Source organism: Limnoglobus sp. (assembly GCF_059499385.1).
Window position 1 is genome coordinate 118,131 of record NZ_JCABYM010000009.1, and the last position, 24,409, is coordinate 142,539.

21 protein-coding genes are annotated in these 24,409 nt (G+C 67.4%); 7 read left to right on the plus strand and 14 right to left on the minus strand.

The annotated features are described in order from the left end of the window. The 5 genes from AC5JJ2_RS01390 to AC5JJ2_RS01410 all read right to left on the minus strand — a co-directional run bounded on the left by AC5JJ2_RS01390 (window position 1) and on the right by AC5JJ2_RS01410 (window position 6,899). Entirely contained in the window at window positions 1-2,340 is a 2,340-nt protein-coding gene (locus tag AC5JJ2_RS01390) for a PSD1 and planctomycete cytochrome C domain-containing protein (RefSeq protein WP_495856175.1), read from the minus strand. 153 nt (window positions 2,341-2,493) lie between these two features. After that, entirely contained in the window at window positions 2,494-3,846 is a 1,353-nt protein-coding gene (locus AC5JJ2_RS01395; protein ID WP_495856176.1) for an amidohydrolase, read from the minus strand. Window positions 3,847-3,905: 59 nt separating this feature from the next. Then, complete coding sequence (locus AC5JJ2_RS01400; protein ID WP_495856177.1) at window positions 3,906-4,667, minus strand: metal ABC transporter ATP-binding protein; 762 nt, start codon at window positions 4,665-4,667, stop codon at window positions 3,906-3,908. Beyond that, window positions 4,667-5,653: a metal ABC transporter substrate-binding protein gene (locus tag AC5JJ2_RS01405; protein ID WP_495856178.1), complete on the minus strand. Its 987-nt coding sequence runs from the start codon at window positions 5,651-5,653 to the stop codon at window positions 4,667-4,669. The genes AC5JJ2_RS01400 and AC5JJ2_RS01405 overlap by 1 nt, the downstream gene beginning before the upstream one ends. A 199-nt stretch (window positions 5,654-5,852) precedes the next feature. Continuing rightward, window positions 5,853-6,899 (minus strand): Ldh family oxidoreductase, encoded by a 1,047-nt coding sequence (locus AC5JJ2_RS01410; protein WP_495856179.1) that lies wholly within the window; start codon window positions 6,897-6,899, stop codon window positions 5,853-5,855. A gap of 81 nt (window positions 6,900-6,980) precedes the next feature. Here AC5JJ2_RS01410 and AC5JJ2_RS01415 point away from each other — a divergent pair, with 81 nt between their 5' ends. The 3 genes from AC5JJ2_RS01415 to AC5JJ2_RS01425 all read left to right on the plus strand — a co-directional run bounded on the left by AC5JJ2_RS01415 (window position 6,981) and on the right by AC5JJ2_RS01425 (window position 10,772). Next, window positions 6,981-8,018: an aldose 1-epimerase gene (locus AC5JJ2_RS01415; RefSeq protein WP_495856180.1), complete on the plus strand. Its 1,038-nt coding sequence runs from the start codon at window positions 6,981-6,983 to the stop codon at window positions 8,016-8,018. 122 nt (window positions 8,019-8,140) lie between these two features. Then, the gene (locus tag AC5JJ2_RS01420; RefSeq protein ID WP_495856181.1) at window positions 8,141-9,568 is read left to right on the plus strand and encodes a serine/threonine protein kinase; all 1,428 of its coding nucleotides are present in this window, start codon (window positions 8,141-8,143) and stop codon (window positions 9,566-9,568) included. A 31-nt stretch (window positions 9,569-9,599) separates the two neighbouring features. After that, complete coding sequence (locus tag AC5JJ2_RS01425) at window positions 9,600-10,772, plus strand: class I SAM-dependent rRNA methyltransferase (protein WP_495856182.1); 1,173 nt, start codon at window positions 9,600-9,602, stop codon at window positions 10,770-10,772. Between the two features lie 138 nt (window positions 10,773-10,910). Here AC5JJ2_RS01425 and AC5JJ2_RS01430 read toward each other — a convergent pair whose 3' ends face one another. Then, window positions 10,911-11,093, minus strand: a complete 183-nt coding sequence (locus AC5JJ2_RS01430) for a C1orf53 family protein (RefSeq protein ID WP_495856183.1) — start codon at window positions 11,091-11,093, stop codon at window positions 10,911-10,913. 41 nt (window positions 11,094-11,134) lie between these two features. Here AC5JJ2_RS01430 and malQ point away from each other — a divergent pair, with 41 nt between their 5' ends. Then, window positions 11,135-12,634, plus strand: coding sequence for a 4-alpha-glucanotransferase (gene malQ, locus AC5JJ2_RS01435; RefSeq protein WP_495856184.1), 1,500 nt, complete (start codon window positions 11,135-11,137; stop codon window positions 12,632-12,634). Between the two features lie 225 nt (window positions 12,635-12,859). Next, window positions 12,860-13,573 (plus strand): DUF4349 domain-containing protein, encoded by a 714-nt coding sequence (locus AC5JJ2_RS01440; protein ID WP_495856185.1) that lies wholly within the window; start codon window positions 12,860-12,862, stop codon window positions 13,571-13,573. 97 nt (window positions 13,574-13,670) lie between these two features. Here AC5JJ2_RS01440 and iscX read toward each other — a convergent pair whose 3' ends face one another. Further along, window positions 13,671-13,886 (minus strand): Fe-S cluster assembly protein IscX, encoded by a 216-nt coding sequence (gene iscX / locus AC5JJ2_RS01445; protein ID WP_495856186.1) that lies wholly within the window; start codon window positions 13,884-13,886, stop codon window positions 13,671-13,673. Window positions 13,887-13,902: 16 nt separating this feature from the next. Beyond that, window positions 13,903-15,726 carry a molecular chaperone DnaK gene (gene dnaK, locus AC5JJ2_RS01450; protein ID WP_495856187.1) on the minus strand — a complete coding sequence of 608 codons (1,824 nt, stop codon included), beginning with the start codon at window positions 15,724-15,726 and terminating at the stop codon, window positions 13,903-13,905. Between the two features lie 112 nt (window positions 15,727-15,838). Here dnaK and AC5JJ2_RS01455 point away from each other — a divergent pair, with 112 nt between their 5' ends. Further along, window positions 15,839-17,602, plus strand: a complete 1,764-nt coding sequence (locus AC5JJ2_RS01455; protein ID WP_495856188.1) for a CRTAC1 family protein — start codon at window positions 15,839-15,841, stop codon at window positions 17,600-17,602. A 232-nt stretch (window positions 17,603-17,834) separates the two neighbouring features. On the opposite strand, the gene AC5JJ2_RS01460 is transcribed toward AC5JJ2_RS01455, so the two are convergent. The 6 genes from AC5JJ2_RS01460 to AC5JJ2_RS01485 form a co-directional block, all read right to left on the minus strand. Then, the gene (locus AC5JJ2_RS01460; RefSeq protein ID WP_495856189.1) at window positions 17,835-19,250 is read right to left on the minus strand and encodes a type IV pilus twitching motility protein PilT; all 1,416 of its coding nucleotides are present in this window, start codon (window positions 19,248-19,250) and stop codon (window positions 17,835-17,837) included. Between the two features lie 22 nt (window positions 19,251-19,272). Continuing rightward, window positions 19,273-20,055 carry an imidazole glycerol phosphate synthase subunit HisF gene (gene hisF, locus AC5JJ2_RS01465; protein WP_495856190.1) on the minus strand — a complete coding sequence of 261 codons (783 nt, stop codon included), beginning with the start codon at window positions 20,053-20,055 and terminating at the stop codon, window positions 19,273-19,275. A gap of 255 nt (window positions 20,056-20,310) precedes the next feature. Beyond that, window positions 20,311-20,463, minus strand: a complete 153-nt coding sequence (locus tag AC5JJ2_RS01470) for a hypothetical protein (protein WP_495856191.1) — start codon at window positions 20,461-20,463, stop codon at window positions 20,311-20,313. 215 nt (window positions 20,464-20,678) lie between these two features. After that, window positions 20,679-21,350, minus strand: a complete 672-nt coding sequence (locus AC5JJ2_RS01475; RefSeq protein WP_495856192.1) for a metal-dependent transcriptional regulator — start codon at window positions 21,348-21,350, stop codon at window positions 20,679-20,681. Window positions 21,351-21,545: 195 nt separating this feature from the next. Next, window positions 21,546-22,703 carry a lipid-A-disaccharide synthase gene (gene lpxB, locus AC5JJ2_RS01480; protein WP_495856193.1) on the minus strand — a complete coding sequence of 386 codons (1,158 nt, stop codon included), beginning with the start codon at window positions 22,701-22,703 and terminating at the stop codon, window positions 21,546-21,548. 83 nt (window positions 22,704-22,786) lie between these two features. Beyond that, on the minus strand, window positions 22,787-23,158 hold the full coding sequence (locus tag AC5JJ2_RS01485) for a hypothetical protein (protein WP_495856194.1): 372 nt from the start codon (window positions 23,156-23,158) through the stop codon (window positions 22,787-22,789). Window positions 23,159-23,590: 432 nt separating this feature from the next. Here AC5JJ2_RS01485 and AC5JJ2_RS01490 point away from each other — a divergent pair, with 432 nt between their 5' ends. Next, complete coding sequence (locus AC5JJ2_RS01490; RefSeq protein WP_495856195.1) at window positions 23,591-24,220, plus strand: hypothetical protein; 630 nt, start codon at window positions 23,591-23,593, stop codon at window positions 24,218-24,220. Window positions 24,221-24,409 lie beyond the last annotated feature (189 nt).

The window sequence follows — 24,409 nt, forward strand, 5'->3', positions numbered from 1 at the left end:
TCACTCCCGCGTCACAAATTCGTCGAGATTGAGTAAAGCGCGGCACACGCCGACCCACGCGGCCGCGTCTTCCGGCGGCACGCCGGCTGGCGCGTGCTTGCCGACCAGCTTCGCCGCGGCCGCCGGGTCCTTCTTCGCGAGCGCTTGCAGCTCCGCGAACAGCTTTATCACCCGCTTCTCCTCGGCCTTCGTCCAATCGCGGCCGAGGCAGAGCTGGAATGCGTACTCGCCTGCGTTGTCCTTGCGCTCCGTTAGCGCCTGCTTCGCGAGGGCCTGGGCCGCCTCCACGAACACCGCGTCGTTGAGGACGGTCAGCGCCTGCAGCGGCGTGTTCGACCGCTCACGGCGGACGGCGCACACGTTCGAGTCCGGGTTGTCGAACGCCATCAACGTCGGGTACGGGCTGGTCCGCTGGAACCAGATGTACATCCCCCGCTTGTACCGGTCCGGGCCGGTCGTCTCGGGCCACTTCGCGCTGTTCGCGTAGGTCAGCTCCGAGATGCCCGGCGGCTGCGGCGGGCGGATCGACGGCCCGCCGACCGTCGGGCTGAGCAGGCCGCTCGCCGCGAGCGCACTATCCCGCACGATCTCGGATTCGAGCCGCAGCCGCGACTGCCGGGCCAGCAACACGTTCAACGGGTCGCGATCGGCCAGCACGGTCGTCACCGCGGACGACTGCCGGTACGTCGCGGACGTGACGATCAGCTTGTGCAGCTTCTTGAGGGACCAACCGAGGTCGTCGCGGAAGGCGGCGGCGAGGGAATCGAGCAGTTCCGGGTGCGACGGCGGCTGGCCTTGCGTGCCGAAGTCCTCCGGCGTGGCGACGAGGCCGCGGCCGAAGAACTTACCCCAGACCCAATTGACGGTGACGCGGGGTGTCAACGGGTTGTCAGTGGAAACGAGCCACCGCGCCAGGTCGAGCCGGGTCTTCGGTTCCGCCGCCTTCGGGAGCACGGCGGGCGTGCCGGGCTGGACGACCACGCCCTTGCGGAGGAAGTCGCCGCGGACGAGTACGTTCGTCGGCCGGACCGCGCCCATCACGAGCGTTTGCACCTTCGACGCGGTTGGCAGCTTCTTCTCGAACGTGGCGAGTGCCGTCTCCCGCCTCACGAGTTCGGACGTGGACAGGTTCTTCGCCTTCGCTTCCTCGATGGCGGCCTTCAGCTTCGTCCGCTCGGCCTCGGCCTCCTTCGACGCGGCCGTCAACTTCTCCACCTCGCCGGGCAGCGGGGCGGACAGATCGACCTCGCGGTCCGAGTTGAAGAACGCGAACAGTTGGTAGAACTCCCGCTGGCTGAGCGGGTCGTACTTGTGGTCGTGGCACTGGCTGCACCCGACGGTCAGGCCGAGCCAGACGGTCCCGGTCGTGTTCACCCGGTCCACGACGGCCGCGACGCGGAACTCCTCCTGATCGACGCCGCCCTCCTTGTTCGTCAGCGTGTTGCGGTGGAACCCGGTTGCCGTCCTTTGTTCGACGGTCGCGTTCGGCAGCAGGTCGCCGGCGAGTTGTTGAATCGTGAACTGATCGAAAGGTAGGTCGGCCTTGAGCGCGTGAATCACCCAGTCGCGATACCGCCACGCGAACGGTCGGCCGGTGTCCTTCTCGTACCCGTCGCTGTCGGCGTACCGGGCCGCGTCCAACCAGTGGCGTCCCCACCGCTCGCCGTAGTGCGGCGACGCGAGCAGCCGGTCTACCAGTCTCTCGTAAGCGTCTCCGGAGGAGTCATTGACGAAGTCGTCCACCTCCTTCGGCGTCGGCGGCAGACCGGTCAGGTCGAGCGACAGCCGCCGGATGAGCGTGGGCCGATCCGCCTCCGGCGACGGTTCCAGTTTCTCCTTCGCCAGCCGTTCGCGGATGAAGAAGTCGATCGCGTTGCGGTCGGCCGGCACGGCCGGCTTCGTGATTGGCTGAAACGACCAGTGCTTCGACTTCGCTTCCACGGCGACCGCCGCGGTCGTGCCCCACTTCGCCCCCTGGTCGATCCACGCGCGGAGCACGCCGACCTCGTCGGCGGCCAGCTTCGTCGCGTCACCCGGCGGCATGGCGCGGTCCTTGTCCAACCCCGCGACGCTGTGAATCAGCGGGCTGTCCGCCGACTTCTTCGCGACGATGACCGGCCCGCTATTCCCGCCGGCGTGCGCTGACTTCTCGTCGGTGAGGCGGAGGCCGCCCTTCTCCTTCTCACCGTGACATTTGAAGCAGTGTGTATTCAGCAGCGGCAGCACGTCCGTATCGAAGTCGATGGCCCGCGCCGCGGCGGGCGGCAGCTTCGGCTTCTCGTCGGCCCGTGCGGACGCGAGTACGAAAAGGCCGCACGAAAGGGAAAGAAGGAATCGCATGGCGGAAAGGGCCGTGGATGGCGGGGGTGGGTATTCACACTCTAATCGAACCACTGCGTGATGACAAACCAAAGCCCGGCGAGCCGAGCGGCGTAAGCCGCCGGGTGAGGGCGCGTTACCCGGCGGCTTACGCCGCTCGGCTCGCCGGGTGGTTCACTTCTTCATCAGGTTCAGCACGGCCAGGCTCATCGTCCGGACGCCGGTGCGGACGCTCGGCTCCGGGGCCGGGGCGAAGCTGTCCGAGTGCATCGACGGCAGCGGCTTGCCGCCCGGCTTCTCGGACTCCGCGAACCGGTCGTCCGGGATCGTGCCGAGGAAGTACATGAAGATCGGCACCCCCTCCCGCCCGAACCGGCCGAAGTCCTCGCCGCCCATGATCGGCGGCCGCTCGATCACGTTCTTGTCCCCGAGCACGTCGCGGAGCACCGGGATCGTCTTCCGGGTTAGCGCCACGTCGTTGAACGTGGACGGCGTGAACTCGTCGAGGTTCACCCTCACCACCGGGGCCGGCGCTCTCGCCCCTTCCGCCGCGGCCTTGCAGATGCGGTCGATGGCCTTCAAGACGTGGTCGCGGACCGTGTCCTTCGTGCTGCGGACGGTGATCTGGAGCTTCACCTCGTTCGGGATGATGTTATGCTTCGTGCCGCCGTGGATCGACCCTACGGTCACGACGGCCGGGTCGGTCGGGTTCACCTCCCGGCTCACGATCGTCTGCAAATCGAGAATGATTCGCGCCGCCAACACGATCGGATCGACGGTCGTGTGCGGCGACGCACCGTGCCCGCCGACGCCCTTGACGGTCACGTCCACGGTGTCCACGTTCGCCAGGGCCAGCCCCTCGCTGTACCGGACCGTGTTCACCTTCGCCAGCGCGTCCGCGTGCAGCGCGAGGCAGTAGTCCGGCTTCGGGAACCGCTTGAACAGGCCGTCCTCCAGCATCGCCCGCGCGCCGACGCCGATCTCCTCCGCGGGCTGGCCGATGAACACGAGCGTGCCGGACCACTGGTCCTTGAGTTGCGTCAGCACGCGGGCGGTGCCGACCCAGCACGTCATGTGAACGTCGTGCCCGCAGGCGTGCATCACGCCCACGTCGGCCCCGTCGCGGTTCTTCGTGCGGACCTTCGACGCGTATGGAACGCCCGTCTGCTCCGTCACCGGCAGGGCGTCCATGTCAGCGCGGACGAGGACCGTCGGGCCGGGGCCATTCTTCAGCACGCCGACGACGCCGGTTCCGCCGACCTTTTCCGTGACGGTGAACCCGAGGGCACGCAGCTCCTCCGCCAGCCTCGCGGCCGACTTCACCTCTTGCAGAGAGAGTTCCGGGTTCGTGTGGAAGTGCGTATACAGTTCGAGGAGGTTCTTCAACTCGGCATCGACCTTCGCATCGACGAGCGCGAGGGCCGGCTTGACCCAGGCGGTGTCGGCGGCGGGCTTCGGTGGGTCTGCGGCGTTCGGCCGCGGGGCAATCAACGCGATCGGCAGCAGCAACACGATGTAACGCGACATCCGGCATCTCCAGGGGACGAATGCCTGACGATACCGCAGGAGATGTTTCGGAGAAAGGACTAAACCGCCGCCATTACCGGGCCAAACGTCGTCGCGATGGCGGCGGGCGTCAGCACTTCGGCCGGCGGCCCCTCGGCGATGATCCGGCCGCCGCGCAGGCACAGGACGTGATTCGCGAACTTGCTCAGCGTGTTCAGGTCGTGCGACACCAGCACGATCGTCGTGCCGGACTCGTCGTTGATTTCCTTCAGCAGGTTGTTGAACCCTTCCTGGTCCTTGAAGTCGATGCCGGACGACGGCTCGTCCAGCAGCAGCAACTCCGGCTTCGGCTCCAGCGCCAGCGCCAGCATCACCCGCTGGAGCTGCCCGCCGGACAGCCCGTCGATGGGCACGTCGAGCAAGCTCGGCGGCACGCCGACGCGGTCGAGCATCGGCAGCATCTTGCGGATGACCCGCTTCGACACGCCGAAGAAGATCGGCCACCGCTGCTGCGCCAGCCCGATCAGGTCGCGGACGGTGATCGGCAGCGTCGCCTCGATGCTCAGCCGCTGCGGGACGTACCCGACGTGGTCCGGCCGCGGCCGGCGGTGGTCCTCGCCGCACGCGAACGTGATGTCGCCGGTGTACGCGAACTCGCCGACGAGCGTTCGCAGGAAGGTGGACTTGCCGCACCCGTTGAGGCCGACGATGGCGGTGATTTGTCCGCGGCCGATGTCGCACGACAGGTCGGACAAAATGGGCCGACCGCCGCGGGTCACCCGCAGGTTGCGGACGGCCACCATCGGCGGCCCGGAATCGCGAACGGCCAGCGAGATCGGCATTACTTGAGCGCGTCCGCGAGGGTCTTCAGGTTCGCCCGCATCTTCGTCTCGTACCAGTCGGCGTTGAACTCGTCGGCGGTCGCTGTCTCGAGCGGGTCCACGACGACCATCTGCACGTCGTTCAGCCCCTTCGCCTTGAGCGCGTCGGCCACGGCCTTCGCGGACGTGCCGGCCCCGTACTGCGGCTCGACGGCGATGACGCGAATCTTCTTCTTCTCGCAGCGTTCGAGCAACTGGTTGAGTTCCTTCTGCGTCGGCTCCTGCCCAGGGTTCGTCTGGATGACTTCGGGAACTTTCAGGCCGAACGTCTTGGTGAAGTAGGACAGTGAGTCGTGGAACGTGATGAACTGCCGCTCCGTCTTGTCTTTCAGCATCGCCTGCCCGTCGGCCTTCAACTTCTTCAGCTTCTCGACGTACTTCGCGGCCCGGTCCTCATACCCGGCGGCGTGGGCCGGGTCGCGCTGCTTCAGCTCGTCGCGGATCGCCTCGACCATCTTCACCGCCTGATCGACGCCCAGCCAGACGTGCGGGTCGTGGTCGCCGTGGTCGTGGTCGTGCTCCCCGGACCCCTCTTCCTCCTTGCAGCAGTCGCACCCGCCGTGAACGAGCATGTCCTCGGGGATCGCCTTGCCGAGCGAGACGACGGGAACCTTCTTGCTCGTCCCCTTCTGGATCGTCTTGACGTTGCGGTCTTCGAGGCCGAGGCCGTTGATGAGCAGCACGTCGGCCCCCGCGAACACCCGGATGTGGTTCGGGTTGTCCTTGATGTGGTGCGGCCCCTCCTCGTCGAACAGGACGCGGAGGGTGGCGTCGTCGCCGGCCACGTTCATCGCGAAGCACTGGATCGGGGCGAACGAGGCCAGCACCTTCGGGCCGGGCTTGGCGGGCCAGCCGTCCGACTGGTCGGCGGGCGAGCAGCCGACGCTCATCGCGAGCGGGACGCTCAGGGAGCCGAACAAGAGCTTGGTGAAGTGTCGGCGGTTCATGGCCGCCTCCGGGATGCGGGATAACGAGGTAATACCACAGTGATAATACACGGCCCCGGTTCAACAAACAAGGGCCACGTCACACTTCTGCTACGCTTGGTATCGGACGGTAGATCGTTCGATCATTTTGCATTTTTCATTTCACACTTTGCACTGGTTCGATCCGGTTCGGAACAATGCAAAATGAAAAATGCAAAAATTAGAGACTCACCTTCAGCCGCTCCGCCTCCTTCTGGATCATCGCCCACGTCGCGTCCGGGATCGCGATTCCTTCGACCAGTCGCCATTTCTTCATCTCGCGTTCCGGGTCGCCGGGGAGCGTGATCCGCTCGACGCCCGGCGCGGTCGGGCAGCTCCGGACGAACGCCGTCAGCCCGGTCGTCGCCTGCAAGAAGCACTCACGGCCGCCGAACTTCGCCGGGTCGAGGACAACGAACAGCAGCGTGTTGCCGATGCCCGCGAGCGGCGCGGCGGGGTTGCTGCACGCCCCGCCGGACAGGCCGCCGGCGAACAGGTCGAGCAACAGGCCGAGGCCGAACCCCTTGTACGCCTGCGACCCGCCGAACGGCAGGATCGTGCCGCGCGGGTCCTGGTACAGCACGGCCGGGTTCGTCGTCGGCTGGCCGTCGGAATCGAGCAACCACCCAGGCGGCGTCGGCTCATTCTTCTGGAAGTGGACGCGGACCTTGCCCTCCGCGGCGACGCTCGTGCCGAAGTCGAGTACGACCGGGTCGGTGGCGGTCGGCACGCCCATGCAGATCGGGTTCGTGCTGATTCGCCCCTCCCGGCCGCCCGGCGGCGCGACGCGGCGGCCCGCCCCGTGCGAGTTCACGCACGCGATCAGCGCGAGGCCGCTCGCCGCCGCCGTCTCCGCGTACTCGCCGAGGCGGCCGACGTGCCCGCTGTTCCGCAGCGTCCCGGACGCGACGCCGACGGTTTGCGCCTTCTCGACCAGCTTCGCGAGCAGCCGGTGGGCCTGCACCTGGCCGAGGCCCCAGTTCGCGTCCGCCGCGACGACGGCCGGCGTCTCGCTGAGGATGTCGAGCGGCACGTTCGCCCGGAACTTCCCCTCGTTCAGGAACTGGAGGTACTGCGGCACGCGCATGACGCCGTGCGAGTCGTGGCCGCACAGGTTCGCGTCCACGAGGTGGCGGCTCACGACGCCGGCGTCCGCGGCGGGAACCCCGGAGGCGGCGAACAGCCGCTCGGCCAGGCGGGTCAATGGTTCGGGTTGGAACGTCGGCATAGAACACCGGGGAGAATGGGATGTGCTGAAACAGTACGACCCGGTTCCGCGTTCGGCCGCTGACCCTCCCGAGGTACGTTCATGGCGTTCACGATCACCACCCGCGAAGTGAAGGCCGGCGACCGCACCGGCACGGCGTTCGTCCTGGCGAACGCGGCCGACACCGACCGGGCCGAGGTCTGGCCGACGCACGGGTTCAACTGCCTCCGGTGGCAGGTCAAGGACGGCGGGACGTGGGACGACATCCTCTACACCGCCCCGGACTGGGACGCGAACCCGGTCCCGACGCGGAGCGGCCACCCGATCCTGTTCCCGTTCCCGAACCGGCTGCGGGCCGGGACGTTCACCCACGGCGGGAAGGCGTACCAACTTCCACTGAACGAATCGACGGGCAAGCACGCCATCCACGGGTTCACGCCGCGGACGCCGTGGCGGGTCGTCGGGATGGGCACGACCGCCGACGCCGCGTTCATCACCGGCGAGTTCCAAATCTCGAAGGACGCCCCGCACGCCGTCGGCTGCTGGCCGGCCGACGCCCGGCTGAAGGTCACGTACCGGCTGACGGAAACGGCCCTCCGAGTGGAGGCCGTGGCGGACGCGGCCGACGGGAAGGAGCTGCCGTTCGGCCTCGGCTACCACCCGTACTTCCGCGCCCCCGGCGGCCCGGCCGACATCGCCGACTGGGACCTGACGGCCCACGTCCAGACCGTGTGGGACGCCGAGGGCGGGCTGCCGAAGGGGACGCTCTCGCCGCTGCCGCCGGCGCTCGACTTCCGCACGGCGAAGGCGGTGGGCGACGTGCAGCTCGACACGCTGTTCGGCTCGCTGACGCCGAAACCGATCCCGAACGACCCCCTCGTCGAGGTGTCGCGGCTGGCGGCGGCGAACGGCAAGGTCTCGCTGGTCGTGGCCGTCGATCCGGCGTTCCGGGAGTTGCTCCTGTTCACGCCGCAGCACCGGAAGGCGGTCGCCATCGAGCCGTACACCTGCGCGACGGACGCGGCGAACCTCCAGCCGGCCGGGACCGACGCCGGGTGGCGGGTTTTGAAGCCGGACGAGACGTTTGCCGCCGACGTTGAATATCGCCTCGTCCCGCCGGCGGGCGCTAACCGTTCTTAACCCCGACTTTCGCCAATCGGGAAATCTTGACACCCCGGCCGGCAGCCCCGGCCGGTCCCGCTTGCTCGCCTTCACATCGCGACCTACGGTTCGGGAAACTCCCCGTTCCGTAGGCGGTCCCAATGGGTTGGTTAAGTCGGTCGAAGAGTACGCCCCCCCCCGCCCCGCGCCGCAGCGTCGTCGGGCAGGTCGTCCTCGGCCACTACGAACTGATCAAGATGATCGGCGAGGGGAGTAACGGCGAGGTCTACCTCGCCCGCCAACTCGACCTGCCGGACCATTACGTCGTCGTCAAGCGGGTCAAGGCCCACCTGCTGGACAACCCGAAGTTCCGGCAGTTCTTCGACGGCGAAGTCCAGTCGATGTGCCGGTTCAACCACCCGTACATCGTTCAACTCCTCGACGCCTCGCTCGACGACCCGCTCGGCCCGTGCCTGGTGTTGGAGTACGTCCCCGGCGTCACGCTCGAGGCGTTGATGGAGCAGTACCCGCGGTGGTACCCGCAGCGGTTCTCCCGGCTGTTCGGCCAGCTCTGCCACGCGCTGCAGGCCGCCCACGACGCCGGGATCATCCACCGCGACCTGAAGCCGGCGAACATCATGGTCACCGGGTTCGGCACGGCGGAGGAGAGCCTGAAGGTCATGGACTTCGGGTTCGCCGGGTTCACCGAGCGGCCCCACATCTCGATGGCCGACCTGACCGGCAGCGAGGACATCAACGCCCTCGGCACGCCGGCCTACGTCAGCCCGGAGATGGTCCGCGGGGACACCGTCGATCACCGGGCCGACCTGTACGCGGTCGGCGTCATCCTTTTTGAAATCCTCACCGGCCGGCTGCCGTTCGACTACCCGACGGTCAGCCAGATCGTGCTGGCGCACGCCAAGCAGATCGCCCCGCGGTTCGCCCGGCTGGACATCAAGGACGTGTCGCCGGCCGTCGAGGCGGTCGTCCAATGCGCGCTGAGCAAGTACGCCAGCGAGCGGCACCGGTCGGCCCGCGAGTTGGCCCGGCACTTCGGCCAGGCCATCGGCGAGGACATCTGGAACGACACCGCGCCGGCCGGCTACCCGCACCCGTGCCCCGGCTCGCAAACGATCCCGATGAGCTTCGCCGAGAAGACGATGGTGGACGTGCCCGCGCCGGGGTCGCTGGAAGACCAGTTCACGTTCTTCGACAAGTTCGAGGCGCTCCTGTCCCCGAAGCTGGCGGCGATGAAGCTCAAGGGGTTCGTGGCCGAGGTGAACGGGACGGTCCTGGACAGCCAGCCGGGGCAGGTCGTGATGCACGTCGGCCTGCCGGACGGGTGGAACGGCCGCTCGACCCGCAGCGGCGTGATCGGGTGGCTGACCTCCGTGCGGGGCAACGGCGTCCGCCCCGGCGAGGAGCCGATGGAGGTGAAGCTCCAGATGCAGAACCTGGACGCGAACCGGGTGGCCGTGTGCGTGTCGTTCCACCCGATCCCGGAGTTCATGCCGGACGACGTGTACACCTGGCAATCCCGGTGCGAGGAGGTGTACAACATCCTCCGCATGTTCCTGATGGCGCGGTAATCACGTCCCCCGACAACGATACACTGACGGGATGAGTGATTCCCCTTCCCTCCCGACGGTCCGGCTGAAGATCGAGCGCCGCTCTTCCCACCCGTGGGTCTTCCAGAAGATGGTCGAGCGGCCGGCGGCGCGGCTGCCCGGCGGCACGGTCGTGGACATCGAAGACCGGGCCGGCCAATGGGTCGGCCGCGGGTTCTACAACGGCCACTCCCGCATCTCCCTCCGCGTCCTCACGGCGAACAAGGACGAGGCCATCGACGCCGACTTCTTCAAGAAGAAGATTCGGACGGCCGTCGCCCTCCGCCGGGAGTTGCTGCAACTCGACGCGCTGACGACCGCCTACCGCGTCATCCACTCGGAAGCCGACGGCCTCAGCGGCCTCGTCGTGGACAAGTTCGGGTCCACCGTCGTCGTCGAGTTCTTCGCCGCCGGGATGTACCGCGTCCGGCAAACCATCCTCGACGCGCTCGGCGAGGAGTTCCCCGGCTCGACGTTCTACTGGTTCGCGGAGGAGCACGTCGGCAAGCAGGAGTCGTTCGACTGCCGCAGCCCGGAGCCGCCGCCGCCGGAGGTCGTCACCGAGCACGGGATCAAGTTCCGGGTCGCCCCCGGCACGAAGCACAAGACGGGGTTCTTCTGCGACCAGCGGGACAACCGGAAGTTCCTCGGCGGGTTCTGCGGCGGCAAGCGGGTGCTGGACATCTGCTGCAACACCGGCGGGTTCGCGGTCTACGCGAAGGCCCACGGCGCGACGGAGTCGATCGGCCTCGACCTCGACGAGCAGGTGATCGAGCTGGCGAAGCAGAACGCGAAGTTGAACGGCTTGCAGGTCCGGTTCATCCAGTCGGACCTGTTCCCGTGGCTGCGGGACGCGATCCCGAACGGCGAGCGGTTCGACGTGGTCGTCCTCGACCCGGCGAAGCTGACCCGCGACCGCGAGGACGTGGACGCGGCCCTGCGGAAGTACACGGACATGAACCGGCTGGCGCTGCAGGTCGTGTCGCCGGGCGGCGTGTTCCTGACGTGTTCCTGTACCGGGTTGATCGGCGAGCCGGACTTCCTGGAGATGCTGCGGCGGGCGGCCTGGCAGGCCGGCCGCGAGGTGCAAATCTTCCGCGTCAGCGGGGCCGGGGCCGACCACCCGTTCTTCGCGCACGTACAGGAGGGACGGTATCTGAAAGCCGTGTTCGCGCGGGTGTTCTGAACTCACATGATCTGGCGGTCGTCGGTCTTGTAGGGCGGGTCAAGGCTTTGCGCCGACCCGCCGGGGGACCGCAACCACACGGGAGAAACGTACAGGTGGTTGGGGGCGCGGCGGGTCGGCGCAAAGCCTTGACCCGCCCTACGAGGTCGCCCGCCGTTCTCCGTCGTCCTTCCGAAACCCCCACGGGCAGTGCCGACAGCCGCTCTCGCAGCACCGGCCGCGGTCGCGGAGGAACGCCTCCGTGAACACCCACCGGCCGCCCTCGACGTAGTAGTCGCGGCCCTCCACGAGTGGTTTCGGCCCGGCCGTTTCGTCCGTCATTGTCCCGTCCGTATCATGACCGCACCTCCGAGGAAGCCAATATGGGCCGCCGGTCGTCGGGCGTACTGCTCCATCCTACCAGCCTGCCGGGGCCGTTCGGCGTCGGCGACCTCGGCCCGATGGCGAACCGGTGGATCGACACGCTCGCGGCGATGAAGCAGTCGTGGTGGCAAATCCTCCCGCTCGGCCCGACCGGGTACGGCGACTCGCCCTATCAATCGTTCTCCGCGTTCGCCGGGAACGTGAACTTGATCAGCCCGGAGCTGCTGGAGCGGGACGGCCTCGTGTCGTCGTCCGTGTGGGCCGGGCGGTGGTTCCCGGACGACCGCGTGGACTCGTCGGCCGTCGTGCAACTGAAGTCCGCCCTGCTCCGGTTCGCGTGGGAGAACTTTCGGTCCGGGAAGCCCGGCAAGCTGCGGGTCGGGTTCGACGAGTACCGCCAGCACGAGAAGGACTGGCTGGACGACTACGCCCTGTTCATGGCCATCCGCGGCTACGGGAAGGAGGCCCCGCTCACGACCTGGCCCGCGGAGGTGATCCGCCGGACACCTGCCGCGCTCGCGCCGCTGAAGGCGAAGCTCCGCGACGAGATCGAGATGCACCAGTTCGGCCAGTTCCTGTTCGACCGGCAGTGGACGGCGCTCAAAGCCTACGCGAACGCGAAAGATATCCGCATCATCGGCGACATCCCGATCTTCGTGTCGGCCGACTCCGCCGACGTGTGGGCGAACCCGCAGTTCTTCCTCGTGGACGAGAAGTGCCAGCCGAGGGTCGTGGCCGGCGTGCCGCCGGACTACTTCGCCGCGGACGGGCAGCACTGGGGCAACCCGATCTACGACTGGAAGGCGATGCACGCCGACGGCTACGCGTGGTGGATCGCCCGCGTGAAGCAGACGCTCAAGCAGGTCGATCTGATCCGGCTCGACCACTTCCGCGGGTTCGCGCAGGCGTGGCACATCCCGGCCGCCGAGAAGACGGCCCGCAACGGGAAGTGGGTGGACGGCCCCGGCCGGAAGCTGTTCGACGCGATCAAGGCGAAGGTCGGCGACCTGCCGTTCATCGCCGAGGACCTCGGCCTCATCACCCCGGACGTGGACGAGCTACGACAGAGTCTCGGCCTGCCGGGGATGCGAGTGCTTCAGTTCGCGATGGACGGCCCGAAGAACCAGTACCTGCCGTGCAACTACGAGCCGGCCACGGTCGTGTACACGGGCACGCACGACAACGACACGACACTCGGCTGGTGGAAGGGGCTGAACAGCCGGGACCAGACGTTCATCGGCGAGTACATCGGCCACTGGGTCCACGAGCCGCACTGGGAGCTGATCCGGCTGGCGTGGGGGTCGGTCGCGGAGCTGGCGATCGCACCGCTGCAGGACGTGCTCGGCCTCGGCAGCGACGCGCGGATGAACGTGCCTGGGAAGCCGGACGGCAACTGGAAGTGGCGGGTCCGGTGGGAGTACTTCCCGTTCGGCATCGTCGAGCGATTGGCCGACCTGACCGAGCGGTTCAACCGCGTCGCCGAACAAAAGCCGGAATAAATCCGTAGTTTCCACGTCGTACTTGTTGAATCACTTCCTTCCCGCTTTCCGGGTGATGCCATGCTTTATCGGCACGTTTGGGTCGTCGCGCTCCTCGTCGCATTACTGGGTTCCGGGTGCGGGGGGCAGCCCACGAAAGAGGCGGCCTCAACGGTCGCCATGAAGGTCGCCCCGCCCGCACCGCCGGCGGCCGCACCCGCGGGGAACGCCGGGGAAGCCAAGCCGGTGCCGGACGTTCAGGCCGAGCGGAAGATCATCTTCAACGGCACGCTCGACGTGGAAGTGAAGGACTTCGGCGCTGCCCACACCGAACTTACGGGCCTCATGCGGAAGCAGAAGGCGTTCTTCGTGAAGACGGAGATCCGCGGCGACTCCGGCCAGAAGCGGCACGGCACGTTCACGATCAAAGTCCCGGTCGAGAACTTCCACCCGATGGTCGAGGCGCTGGCGGCCCTCGGCAACCCGCTTAAGAACACGACCGACTCGCAGGACGTGACGGAGGAGTTCGTGGACGTGGAGGCCCGCGTCAAGAACTTGAAGGCCGAGGAGGAGGTGCTGAACAAGCTGCTCAAGGAGGCGGGCACACGGCTGGAAGACCTGTTTAAGATTCGCGAGCACATTCGCACGAACCGCGAGCAGATCGAGCGGGCCGAGGCGCGGCTCCAGGTGCTGGGCAAGCTCACGTCGCTCTCGACGATCACGCTGACGCTGCGGGACAAGGAGGAGTACGTCGCGCCGACGGCGGCGAAGGTGACGGAACCGGCGTCGTTCGGCGACCGGGCGACGGGGACGTTCGCGAGTTCCGTCGGCCTCCTGCGGGCCGTCGGCGAGGCGGTCGCGATGTTCGCGATCGCCGTCGCCCCGTGGCTGCCGGTGCTGGCCGTGGTGAGTGCGGTCGCGTGGTACGCGCGGCGGCGGATGCGGGTGGCGGCGGCATAGTAGTAGGCACACTCCGTGTGCCGTCTCCTGTCGGCCGCAGCGACCCGGTGCAGGTCTCCGCGGCACTCAGCAGACGGCACACGGAGTGTGCCTACTACTATGCGCCGTACTCGTCCTTCCACTCGTCGTACCACGCCATCTGGATCGCTTCGAGGACCTTCTCGTTCGACTTCGACGGCTCCCCGACGAAGTCTTCCAGGTCGAGCACCCACTTGTGCATGTCCGTGAACCGCACCGTCAGCGGGTCGAGCGTGTCGTACTTCTCGAACAGTAACTCGCCGATCTCGCGGGGGTTGTCCCAGTTCAACGACATGATGCCTCCTCGGGGGTTACAGGCCGTCGGCCGTGATCTCGTCCTCGCGCTTGCCGGTGAGCAGCTTACCGACGGTCGCGTTGAACTGTCGTTCGGCCAGCGGTGCGGTCGCGTCGCCGAACACCTTGACGGCGTGCTGCAAGGCGTCCACGTCCGCCCCGGCCATCGCCGCCTTCAGGTTCGCCGTCGCCTTCTCGATCACCACCCGTTCCGTCGCAGGAAGTTGGTCGCCGACGTTCGCGAGGGCCTTTTCAGTGTGCCGCAGGTCGCCCTCGGCCTTGTTCCGGTACTCGATCATCCGGCGGGCCGAGAAGTCGTCGTGCGCGTGCTCGACGCTCTCCAGCACCAGCCGCTCGACCTCGGCCGGGGTTAGCCCGTGGGCCGCCCGCACCTCGACGCTCGCCTTCTGCCCGCTCCGCTTCTCGACGGCCGTGACCGTCAGCATCGCGTTGGCGTCCAGCATGAACGTCACGTCCACCTGCGGCATCTGCGCCGGCATCGGCGGGATGCCGCCGAGCTTGAACTGGCCGAGCAGCCGGCAGTCCTTCGTCAGCTCGCGCTCGCCCTGGTAGATGTTGATGAGGATCGCCGTCTGGTTCTCGACGGCCGTCGAGTAGCGGACGGTTTCCATGCACGGGACGGTGCTGTTCCGGTGAATCACCTTGTCCACGACGCCGCCGAGCGTCTCGATGCCGAGCGACAGCGGCACTACGTCGAGCAGCAGCACGTCCTTGCGGTTCCCGGCCAGGATGTCGGCCTGCACCGCCGCCCCGAGCGCGACGACCTCGTCCGGGTTCAGGTCGGTGTGCGGCTTGCGGCCGAAAAACTCCTCGACGCGCTTCCGGACCAACGGCACGCGGGACGACCCGCCGACGAGCACGACCTCATCGACCAGCTTCTTCCCGGCGTCCGCCAACGCGCTCTTGCACTTTGCCAAACTCCGCTCGACCAGCGGCGCGATCATCGCCTCGAACTCGACTCGCGTGAATGTGGTGCGGAACTCGCGGCCGGGCAACTTCACCGCGAACTCGGCGGCCGGCTGCGAACTCAGGGCGATCTTCGTCCGCTCGGCCGCGTCGCGGAGGTGCTGCAACAATTCCGCGTCCTTCGCGCTCAACTGGACGCCCATCCGTTTCGCCGCCGCTTCCATCAGGGCGTGGTCGAAGTCGTCGCCGCCGAGGAACGTGTCGCCGTTCGTCGCCAGCACGCGGAACACGCCGTCGGTCACCTGTAGGATCGAACAGTCGAACGTGCCGCCGCCGAGGTCGTAGACGGCGATCAGTCCGGCGTCCCGCTTGTTCAGCCCGTAGGCCAGGGCCGCGGCCGTCGGCTCGTTCACGATGCGAAGTACGTCCAGCCCGGCGATCCGGCCGGCGTCGCGGGTCGATTGCCGCTGCGCGTCGTCGAAATACGCCGGCACGGTGATGACCGCCTTCGTCGGGTTCCCGGCCCGCTTGCGGACCTCCTTGAGGATCATCGCGGACAGCTCCTCCGGCGTGTACTCCTTGCCGGCGACGTTGACGAGCAGCACCTTCCGCCCGCCGTCCGCCTCCCGCTCGACGACCTGGTGCGGGATCAGCTTCAACTCCTCCCGAAGCTCCGCGAGCGTGCGGCCCATCAGTCGCTTCACGCTGAAGATGGTATGGTCCGGGTCCGACAGCGCCCGCTCCTTCGCCGCCGACCCGACGAGGACTGTCCCGTCGTCGTGGAAGCTGATCGCGGACGGCACGAGCGCCTTGCCGGCGGCGTCGCGGACGACCTCCGGCGTCCCGCCGCGGACGTAGGCGGCGAGGCTGAAGGTGGTCCCCAGGTCGATGCCAACAACGGTCGGTGCGTTCATGACGTTCCACGGCGAAAGTATTAAAGATATATTAGTTACTCAGACGCCGAACCGGTTCTCGCGCCGCCGGCGTTTCATCAGGTACTATCCCCACTTTCATCGGACCTTTCCCATGTCCAGCCTTCGTCCCCACGCGGCCGTCGTGCTCCTCGGCCTGACGCTCCTCGGTTGTTCATCCTCGTCGTCGTCCGGCCCGTCGCCCCCCGAGGTCGCCATCGAGCCGGCGAAGCCGACCGGCCCGGCGTGGTTCCGGGACGTGACGGCCGACACCGACATCAAGGCAACGTACCAGAACGGCGAGGAGGCGAACCAGTATTCGATCATCGAGTCGCTCGGCGGCGGGATCGGCCTCCTCGACTACGACCGGGACGGCAAGCTCGACGTGTTCGTCCCCGGCGGCGGGCGGTTCGACGGGCAGAAGGTCCTCGGCCACCAGTGCCGGCTGTTCCGCAACCTCGGCGGGATGAAGTTCCAGGACGTATCCACGGAAACCGGGCTGACCGCGGTGAACTGGCAGTACTCGCACGGCGCGGCCTGCTTCGACTACGACAACGACGGGTTCCCGGACGTGCTCGTCACCGGGTACAGCCGGTTGGTACTCCTCCACAACGAGCCGGACGGGAGCGGGCGGAAGTTCGTGGACGCGACGGCGAAGGCCGGGCTGACGGAGAACCTGTGGAGCACGTCCGCGGCGTGGGGCGACCTGGACGGCGACGGGTTCGCGGACGTGTACGTCGCCCACTACGGGAACTGGGGGTTCGACGGGACCGGGCCGGACGGCAAGCCGTTCCGCCACCCGACGGACTGCTCTTACGACGGCAAGACGCGGGACGTTTGCCAGCCGAAGCGGTTCGACCCACTGCCCCACACGGTCTACAAGAACAACGGCAACGGTACGTTCACCGACGTGTCGAAGGGCTTCGTGCCGAAGACCGGCGGCAAGGGGATCGGCGTCGTGGTGCTGGACGCGAACGCGGACGGGAAGCCGGACGTGTACGTCGCGAACGACACGGACGACAACTTCCTGTGGCTGAACAAGCGGACGAAGCCGGGCGAGTGGGCGTTCGAGGAAGTCGGCCTCATGGCGAACGTGGCCCGCGACGACCGCGGCACGCCGAACGGCAGCATGGGCATCGACGGGGCCGACTACGACCGCGGCGGGAAGCAGTCGATCATCGTGTCGAACTACGAGTCGGAGCTGCCGGCCCTTTACCAGAACCGGTGCAAGGACGACCGGGTCGCGTTCGGGTACGCGACCGTCATCAGCGGCATCGGCAAGGTCGGCGGCAGCTACGTCAACTGGGGCATCGGGTTCCTCGACGCCGACCACGACGGGTGGGAGGACCTCGCCATCTTCAACGGCCACGCGATCCGGTTCCCGATGAAGGTCGGCCGGCAGCAAAGCCCGCTGCTGTTGCGGAACGAGAACGGCAAATTCTCGCCGACCGTCGGCCAGGGCGGGGCGTACTTCGACGCGAAGCACAACGCCCGCGGGGCGGCGTTCGGCGACCTCGACAACGACGGGAAGACGGACGTGGTGGTCGGCCACCTGAACGAGCCGGTGGCGGTGCTGCGGAACGTGAGCGCGAACGGGAACCACTGGCTCGGGGTCGAACTCGTGTCGGGGAACAAGAGCGTCGTCGGGGCGAAAGTCACGGTCGAGGCCGGCGGCGCGACGCAGACGCGGTTCCAGCGGGGCGGCGCGAGTTACGGCTCGACGAACGACCCGCGGCACGTCGTCGGCCTCGCGGCCGCGACGAAGGCGACGGTAACCGTGACGTGGCCGACCGGCGCGAAGGACGAGTGGAAGGACTTGGAGGCGGACGGGTACTGGCGGCTGACCGAGGGAAAGCCGGGGGCGGAGCGTGTGAAGTAGGTTTCTGGTTTTCACCCCGAAGGGGTGGGAGCGCTCAGCCCAGGGCACCGCCCTGGGCGGGGCCATGCGTGTCTGCAACCCCGGAGGCCCGCCCAGGGCGTTGCCCTGGGCTATGCGCTCGCATGCTTTCAGCCTGCGGGGCGGTTGCGATCCCACCCAGGGCGGTGTCGCTCCGCTCCTCGCCCTGGGCTAACATCTCCCACCCCTTCGGGGTGGAAAATCGGCCGCGGGTTTACAGAATCCCCGGCGCGGCGACCTTGATCCCCTTGAGCGCCATCTTCAACTGCTCCGGGTTCGGCGCGAACTCCAACGCCGTCGCCTTGTCGATGTCCCCGCGGTCCACGAGCTGCCGCAGGTTCTCGGTGAAGTCCACCATCCCCTCGTTGAACCCGATCCGGATCGCGTCCAGAATCTTGTCGTCCTTCGACTTCAAGATCAAATCCCGGATCGTCGGGTTCATGATCATGATCTCGTTCGTCGGCACCCGCGACTTCTTCAAGGCCGGGACGAGCTTCTGTGCCACGATCGCCTTCAGGTTGAACGCCAGCGACTGCCGGACGGCGTGGTGCTGGCTCGGCGGGAACAGGTCGAGGATCCGGCTAACCGTGCTCGCGGCCGTGGACGCGTGGATCGTCCCGAAGACGACGTGCCCGGTTTCCGCCGCGTGGACGCCGGCCTCGAACGTCTCCTGGTCCCGCATCTCGCCCACCAGGATGATGTCCGGGTCCTCCCGCACGGCGTGCTTGAGCGCGACGTGCCAGTCCACCACGTCGAGATAAACCTCCCGCTGGTTCATGACGCTCATCTTGTCCGTGAACACGAACTCGATCGGGTCCTCGATCGTGAGGATGTGCAACGCCTCGTTCTGGTTGATGTACTCCAGCATGGACGCGATGGTCGTGGACTTCCCGGACCCGGTCACCCCGGCCAGGATGATCATCCCCTGGTCGTAGTGGCAGAGCTTCTCGATGCTCGGCGGCAGGCCGAGGGCGGCGAAGTTCGGGATGCTCGTGTTCACCCGCCGGGCGACCATCGCCAGCTTGCCCCGCTGCTTCATCATGTTCACGCGGAACCGGCACTCGTCGTCGCCGACGACGTGGGCGAAGTCGGCCCCGCCGTCCCGCTCCATCTGCATGTGGGCCTTCTCGTTCATGATGCCCTGGAACAGCTTCCACATGTTGTCGTTGCTGATCGGCGGCGTGTTCATCCGTTGGATGACGTTCCGCAGCCGCATCATGCCGGGCAGCCCGGACTTCAGGTGCAGGTCGGACCCCTCGTGCAGCATCACCGTGCGGAAAAGCTGGTTGATCTTCGGCTCGCCGGGCACTTCCTCGGCGATCCGAAGCCCGCCGATCTCGTTGATGTAGTACGGCCCCGTCTTGCCCGTCCCGTCCTTGATGCCGGGCTTCGGCGACAGTGTGAAGAGCGGGTTGTTGTACCCGCGGCCCTCGGGGATGGTGCCCGGCTTGTCGGCCCGCGGCGTCTCCACCTCCTTCGCCGGGGCGGGCGGCGGGGGCGGCGAGGCGACCACTTCCACGGGCACGGCCGCGACCGGCCCGCCGGCGAGCGGGAGCGTGTCGGCCCGGCGGACCGGCGGCGGCTTCGGTACGGCTTGGGCCTGCGGGGGACGGGGTTTGTGTTCGGACATGTCGGACCTCAAGGAAGAAAGATCATGAGCCGAGCGCCGGCAGCAGCCGGACGGGGACGTTGTGCGCCGCGAGGTACGCCTTCGTCGCCGGGATGGAGTACTCGTCGTAGTGGAAGATGCTCGCGGCCAGGGCCGCGTCCGCCCCGGCCTCGAACGCCTGCCGCAGGTGCTCGGGGCTGCCCGCCCCGCCGCTCGCGACGACCGGAATGTTCACCGCCGCGGACACGGCCCGGAGCATCGGCAGGTCGTACCCGTTCTTCGTCCCGTCCGCGTCCATCGACGTGAGCACGATCTCGCCCGCGCCGAGCCGCTCGACCTCCCGCGCCCAGGCGACGGCCTCCAGCCCCGTGGGGACGCGGCCGCCGTTGATGTGGACCTCCCAGACCTCGCGGCCGTCCTTCGTGACGCGGCGGGGGTCGATGTTGACCACGGTGGCACAACGGCCGAACTTGCGGGACACTTCCGACACGACGGCGGGGTTCTTCACGGCCGCGGAGTTGATACTGACCTTCTCCGCGCCGGCCTGGATGAGCTGCGTCGCGTCGTCGAGGGTGCGGATGCCGCCGCCGACGGTGAACGGCATGAACAGTTGCTCGGCCACTTGGCGGACCATGTCGAGGAGGATTTTCCGCCCCTCGTGGCTGGCCGAGATGTCGAGGAAGACGAGTTCGTCGGCCCCTTGCTGCTCGTACCGGCGGGCGACCTCCACCGGGTCGCCGGCGTCCCGGAGGCCGACGAAGTGGACGCCCTTCACCACGCGGCCGTCTTTCACGTCCAGGCACGGGATGATGCGTTTGGTGAGCATGAAGTTGATCTAAGGACGGCCGGCCGGGTTACCACGCGAATCCGACGATTTGGGGCTGAATGAATGGTAACGTGAACGGGCGTCGCGAGCAAGTCGGTGGCGAGCCGAGCGGCGTAAGCCGCCGGGTGAGGCGCTCCACACCCGGCGGCTTACGCCGCTCGGCTCGCCAAAAAACATCCGCCGGTCTGCGCACGAAAAAAGCCCGGAACACATCCGGGCCTTTGGTTCGTTATCGTGGCGGGCGTTCGATCGGACTCACACGGAGCGGTTCGCGGCGACCCACAACAGGTACGCGACCCGCTCGTTCACCGCCGTGCGCTTCTGCTTCGTCGCGAAGCTGTCTCGCCAAACGTAATAAATCGACGCGACGGACAACACGCACGCATACCCGACGAACATCTGGAACATCTGATTTATATCCTCGCACCCACGGCCGGAGAGTAATCGCCGCAATCGGCATCCCAGGATCAAGTTCCGCAGATTGTGCGGCCGCCGTGTGACCGAAGACTAATTCACGCGCCCGGACCGGGCAAACGAACGTGACGGAAATCCGGCGAATCGCCGTCGAGTTTTCCGATGGTCGGGATTGTTTAGAACGTGTCGAAATTGCCGCCCGAATTCCGTCAGGAATCGCAAATTAACTCGCCGCGCAAACCGGTCAGCCCCTCGCTCCCGAGGCGGATGAGTTTCTCTCCGACCGTCACCTCAAACAGGTCGTCCAGCGGTTGGTAGCTGACGATGTGGACCGTCGCGCCGGGCGTGAGGCCGAGGTCCCGCCAGTGGCGGAGGCGGGCCGGGTTGTCGTCCTGGGCTTCGCGGACGACGACGGTTTGCCCCTCGCGGAACTCGCTGAGCCGGTGCAGCGTGCGGCGGTGCAGTTCCCCGGCGGACGTGGGGATCGGGTGGCCGTGCGGGTCTTCGAGCGGCTCCCCGAGGTGCGCGGCGATGGCCTGCTCCAGCCGCGGCGAGATGGCGTGCTCCAGCGCCTCCGCCTCGGCGTCCACCTCGCTCCAGTCGAGGCCGAGGACTTGCGTGAGGAACAGTTCGATGAGCCGGTGGCGGCGGATGACGTGCCGCGCCTCGCGGACGCCGGTGGCGGTCAGCTGCGCCCCGTCGCCGGGCGTGTAGTCGATCCACCCGGCCTCGGCGAGCCGCTTGAGCATCCCGGTCACGGACGGGGCCTTGACCTTCATCGCGAGGGCGATGTCGGCCGGGGAAACGACGTGGTCCGCCCCGCCGAGGCTGTGGATGGCCTTGAGGTAGTCCTGGACCGCTTCCGACGGCTGCACGGACATCACGACTCTCGCGGGAGGGGCGGTCCTGGCATGATAGCGGTCGGGCCGGGGGCGGCGGGGTGATGTTTCGATGAAGCGCCCGACTTCCGAAGTCCGGCTTCGACTTCGGAAGTCGAACGGGAAGCGGGCCGTTGCCGTCACCGCCAAAGTTCCTGCGCGGGATCGACTTCCGAAGTCGAAGCCGGACTTCGGAAGTCAGGCCGCCGCTCGGCTCGCCGGGATTGCTCTTCCGCCGACCCGATCCGCCACGAACGCCGCGGCCCGTTCGCACGCCCCCGGAACCGCGACGCGGTTCCTCAGCGCCGTGATCTTCGCGACCGCTTCCCCATACGCCACGGGGTCGTCCAGCCACGACAGCAGCTTCTCCGCCAGCGGCGTCGAGGCGTCCCGGTACGTTAGGAACTCCGGGAAGATTTCCTCGTCCGCCAGCAGGTTCACGAGGCTGATGTACTTGCACGTGATGAACTGCTTGCTCACCAGCCGGGCGAGCCGCGTGTACTTGTACAGGATCGCGCTCGGCTTCCGCCGGTACATCAGCTCCAGCCCGACCGACCCGGACACGGCCAGGCACACGTCCGCCGCCTCGATGATCTCCGGCGTCCGCCGCACGTGAATTTCGAGCGGCAGCGAGTGCTCCGCCGCGAGCCGCTCGGCCGTCGCCCGCTGGCGGTCGTTGAACGACGCCACGAGGAACCGCACGTCCGGCCGCTCCGCGTGGACCTTCTTCGCCGTCGCCAGCATCGTCGGGAAGTTCGCCGACACCTCCTGGTTCCGCGAGCCGGGGAGGACCGCCACGATCGGCTGCTGATGGCAAACCTGTTCGCCGAGGAACCGCGAATCGAGCCGCTGCTCGCGGAGTTCGTCGAAGTACGGGTGGCCGACGTACTCCGTCCGCACGCCCTTCTTGCGGTACCAGTCGTCCTCGAACGGCAGGGCCGTCAGCACGGTATCGACCGTCTTCCGCATCTTCCGCGTCCGCCACCCGCCCCACGCCCACAACTGCGGCGGCACGAAGTAGAAGACGGGAATGCCCATCGCCTTCGCCCGCTTCGCGACGTGCCAGTGGAAGCCGGGGTAGTCGATCAGCACGACCGCGTCCGGCCGCTGGCGTCGCCACGATTTTTCGGCCTTGTCGAGGAGCTTGAAGAACTGCGGCAGGTTCACGATCGAGCGGCTGAACCACATGATCGAGAGTTGCGTGAGCGGGAAAAGCAAATCGACCCCGGCGGCCGACATCTTGTCGCCGCCGAAGCCGAGGAGTTGCGCCGTCGGGTTGAGTGCCGAAATCGCCTTCGCGAAATTCGAGCCGTGCAGGTCGCCGCTGGGTTCGCCAGCGGAAATGAATACGCGCATCGCCCGGCGTCCTGCCACGAGTGCGGAATGAGTCCGAGCCGAGTTCTACCGCGTCCGGCGGCCGGCCGACAACCCGAACCGCGTCACTGGGCCGCGGCCGCCGCCTCCGGCTCCTTCTTGCCGGGCATGTCCGTCGGCTCCGCCACCTTCCGGTAGCCGAGCGCGCGGAGGACTTCGAGGACTTCGCTCCAGGTCGGGAACGGCCGGCGGTTCTCCCGCTTGTAACGGTCCATCGCCTTCATGAAGATGGTTTCCTCGTCGTTGTAATCGCGCTCGCACGTCGTCGGGTCGATGAGCCGACGCCGCTCGCTCGTGCGCCGCTTCTCCGCGGCGTTGTTGGCGCGGCGGCGGTCGGTGGCGACCGGAATGTTCCGCTTGCGGCGGTCGTTCGGGAAGCCGTCGGCGGCCGGCGCGTCGTGGGCCGCGGGGGTCGCGGGGACGTTCGTACTGGTCATCTAGCGCATCCTCTCAGCCGGGTTGGGGGGTGGGCTGGGAATGCCAGGCTCGGCAGCTGCTTCCCTACGGTTGCCGTCGCGAGTCTCGGGGATGAACGGTGACTTTAACCTAACCGCTCGGATTTTGGTGTCAACGAGATTTCGCGCCCGGTCCCTTCGGCGTTCACACTCCTTTGCGGATACCGCGTATTTACGTTAAAGATTCACACGGTAGCAAAGCAACGAAACTTGTAAATAATTCGTCCGGCGGGAATCGTTGCCCGTCGCGAAAACCGGATCGTTTCCCCTATTTTGAATCATCCGCCGGAAGGTCGCGACCCGATTCTTCCGACGTGCCTTGTCCCGTTTTGTGGAACCCTGAGCGGAAGCGACGGGGTTGGTTGACTGCCTTAACACCCCGTCGCTTCCGCTCAGGGTTCCAAATGAGTTGCCATGCAATCCCTGACCGCGGCGAACTTGATTCGCGTGTTCGACTTTTACCTGGCGGCCATGCTCGTCCTCGGGCTGATGCGCCGCTGGAGCGTCTACTACGACACGCTCGCGATCCTGATCGCCGTCCGCGGTCGGTGGCCGAAGTTGCTCGAGCGCATGGCCGGGCACAAGGCGGCCGTCCTGAACTGGCCGACGCTCCGGCCGGCCGTGTTCGTGCTGGTGCTGATGGTGGCGCAGATGATCGCGTCGCGGCTACTCTGGCCGCAGGCGAGGATTTTCCTGCACGACCTGGTCGAACCGTGGTGGCACGTCATCCTGTTCGTGGTCGCTCTGGCCCCGATGCTGGCGGTGGACGCGTACTTCCTCATTTCCGTGGGCAGCTTCGACCGGCCGGAGACGGAAAAGTATCTCGATTACGCGGAGAAGTGGTCCGGCAGCCGCCGGGCGCGGGCGATCCGGATTCTGACGCTGGGGAAGATCGACCCGGACAAGCAGGTGGATGAGGGCGTGAAGCAGGGGCTGACCGACCTGAGCAAGACGCTGAGCTGGGCGATGTGGTGGGCGTCGGCGCAGATGGGCTGCCGGCTGGCGTTCGGCCTGACGCTCTGGACGCTGTGGGCGGTGTCGTGACCTCGATTATTTCGTCGAGCGGAGCGAGACGCCTCTTGTTCCCTCCCCCCTTGGGGGGGAGGGTTAGGGAGGGGGTAACCTCCCTCCCACGGACGCGATCCTTACCGGGAGGGAATCGCGCAGGGCCGCCCCCCCGCCCCCCCGCCCCCCGGGGGGGGGGGGGCACCCAAAAACCACGGAGGGACCACG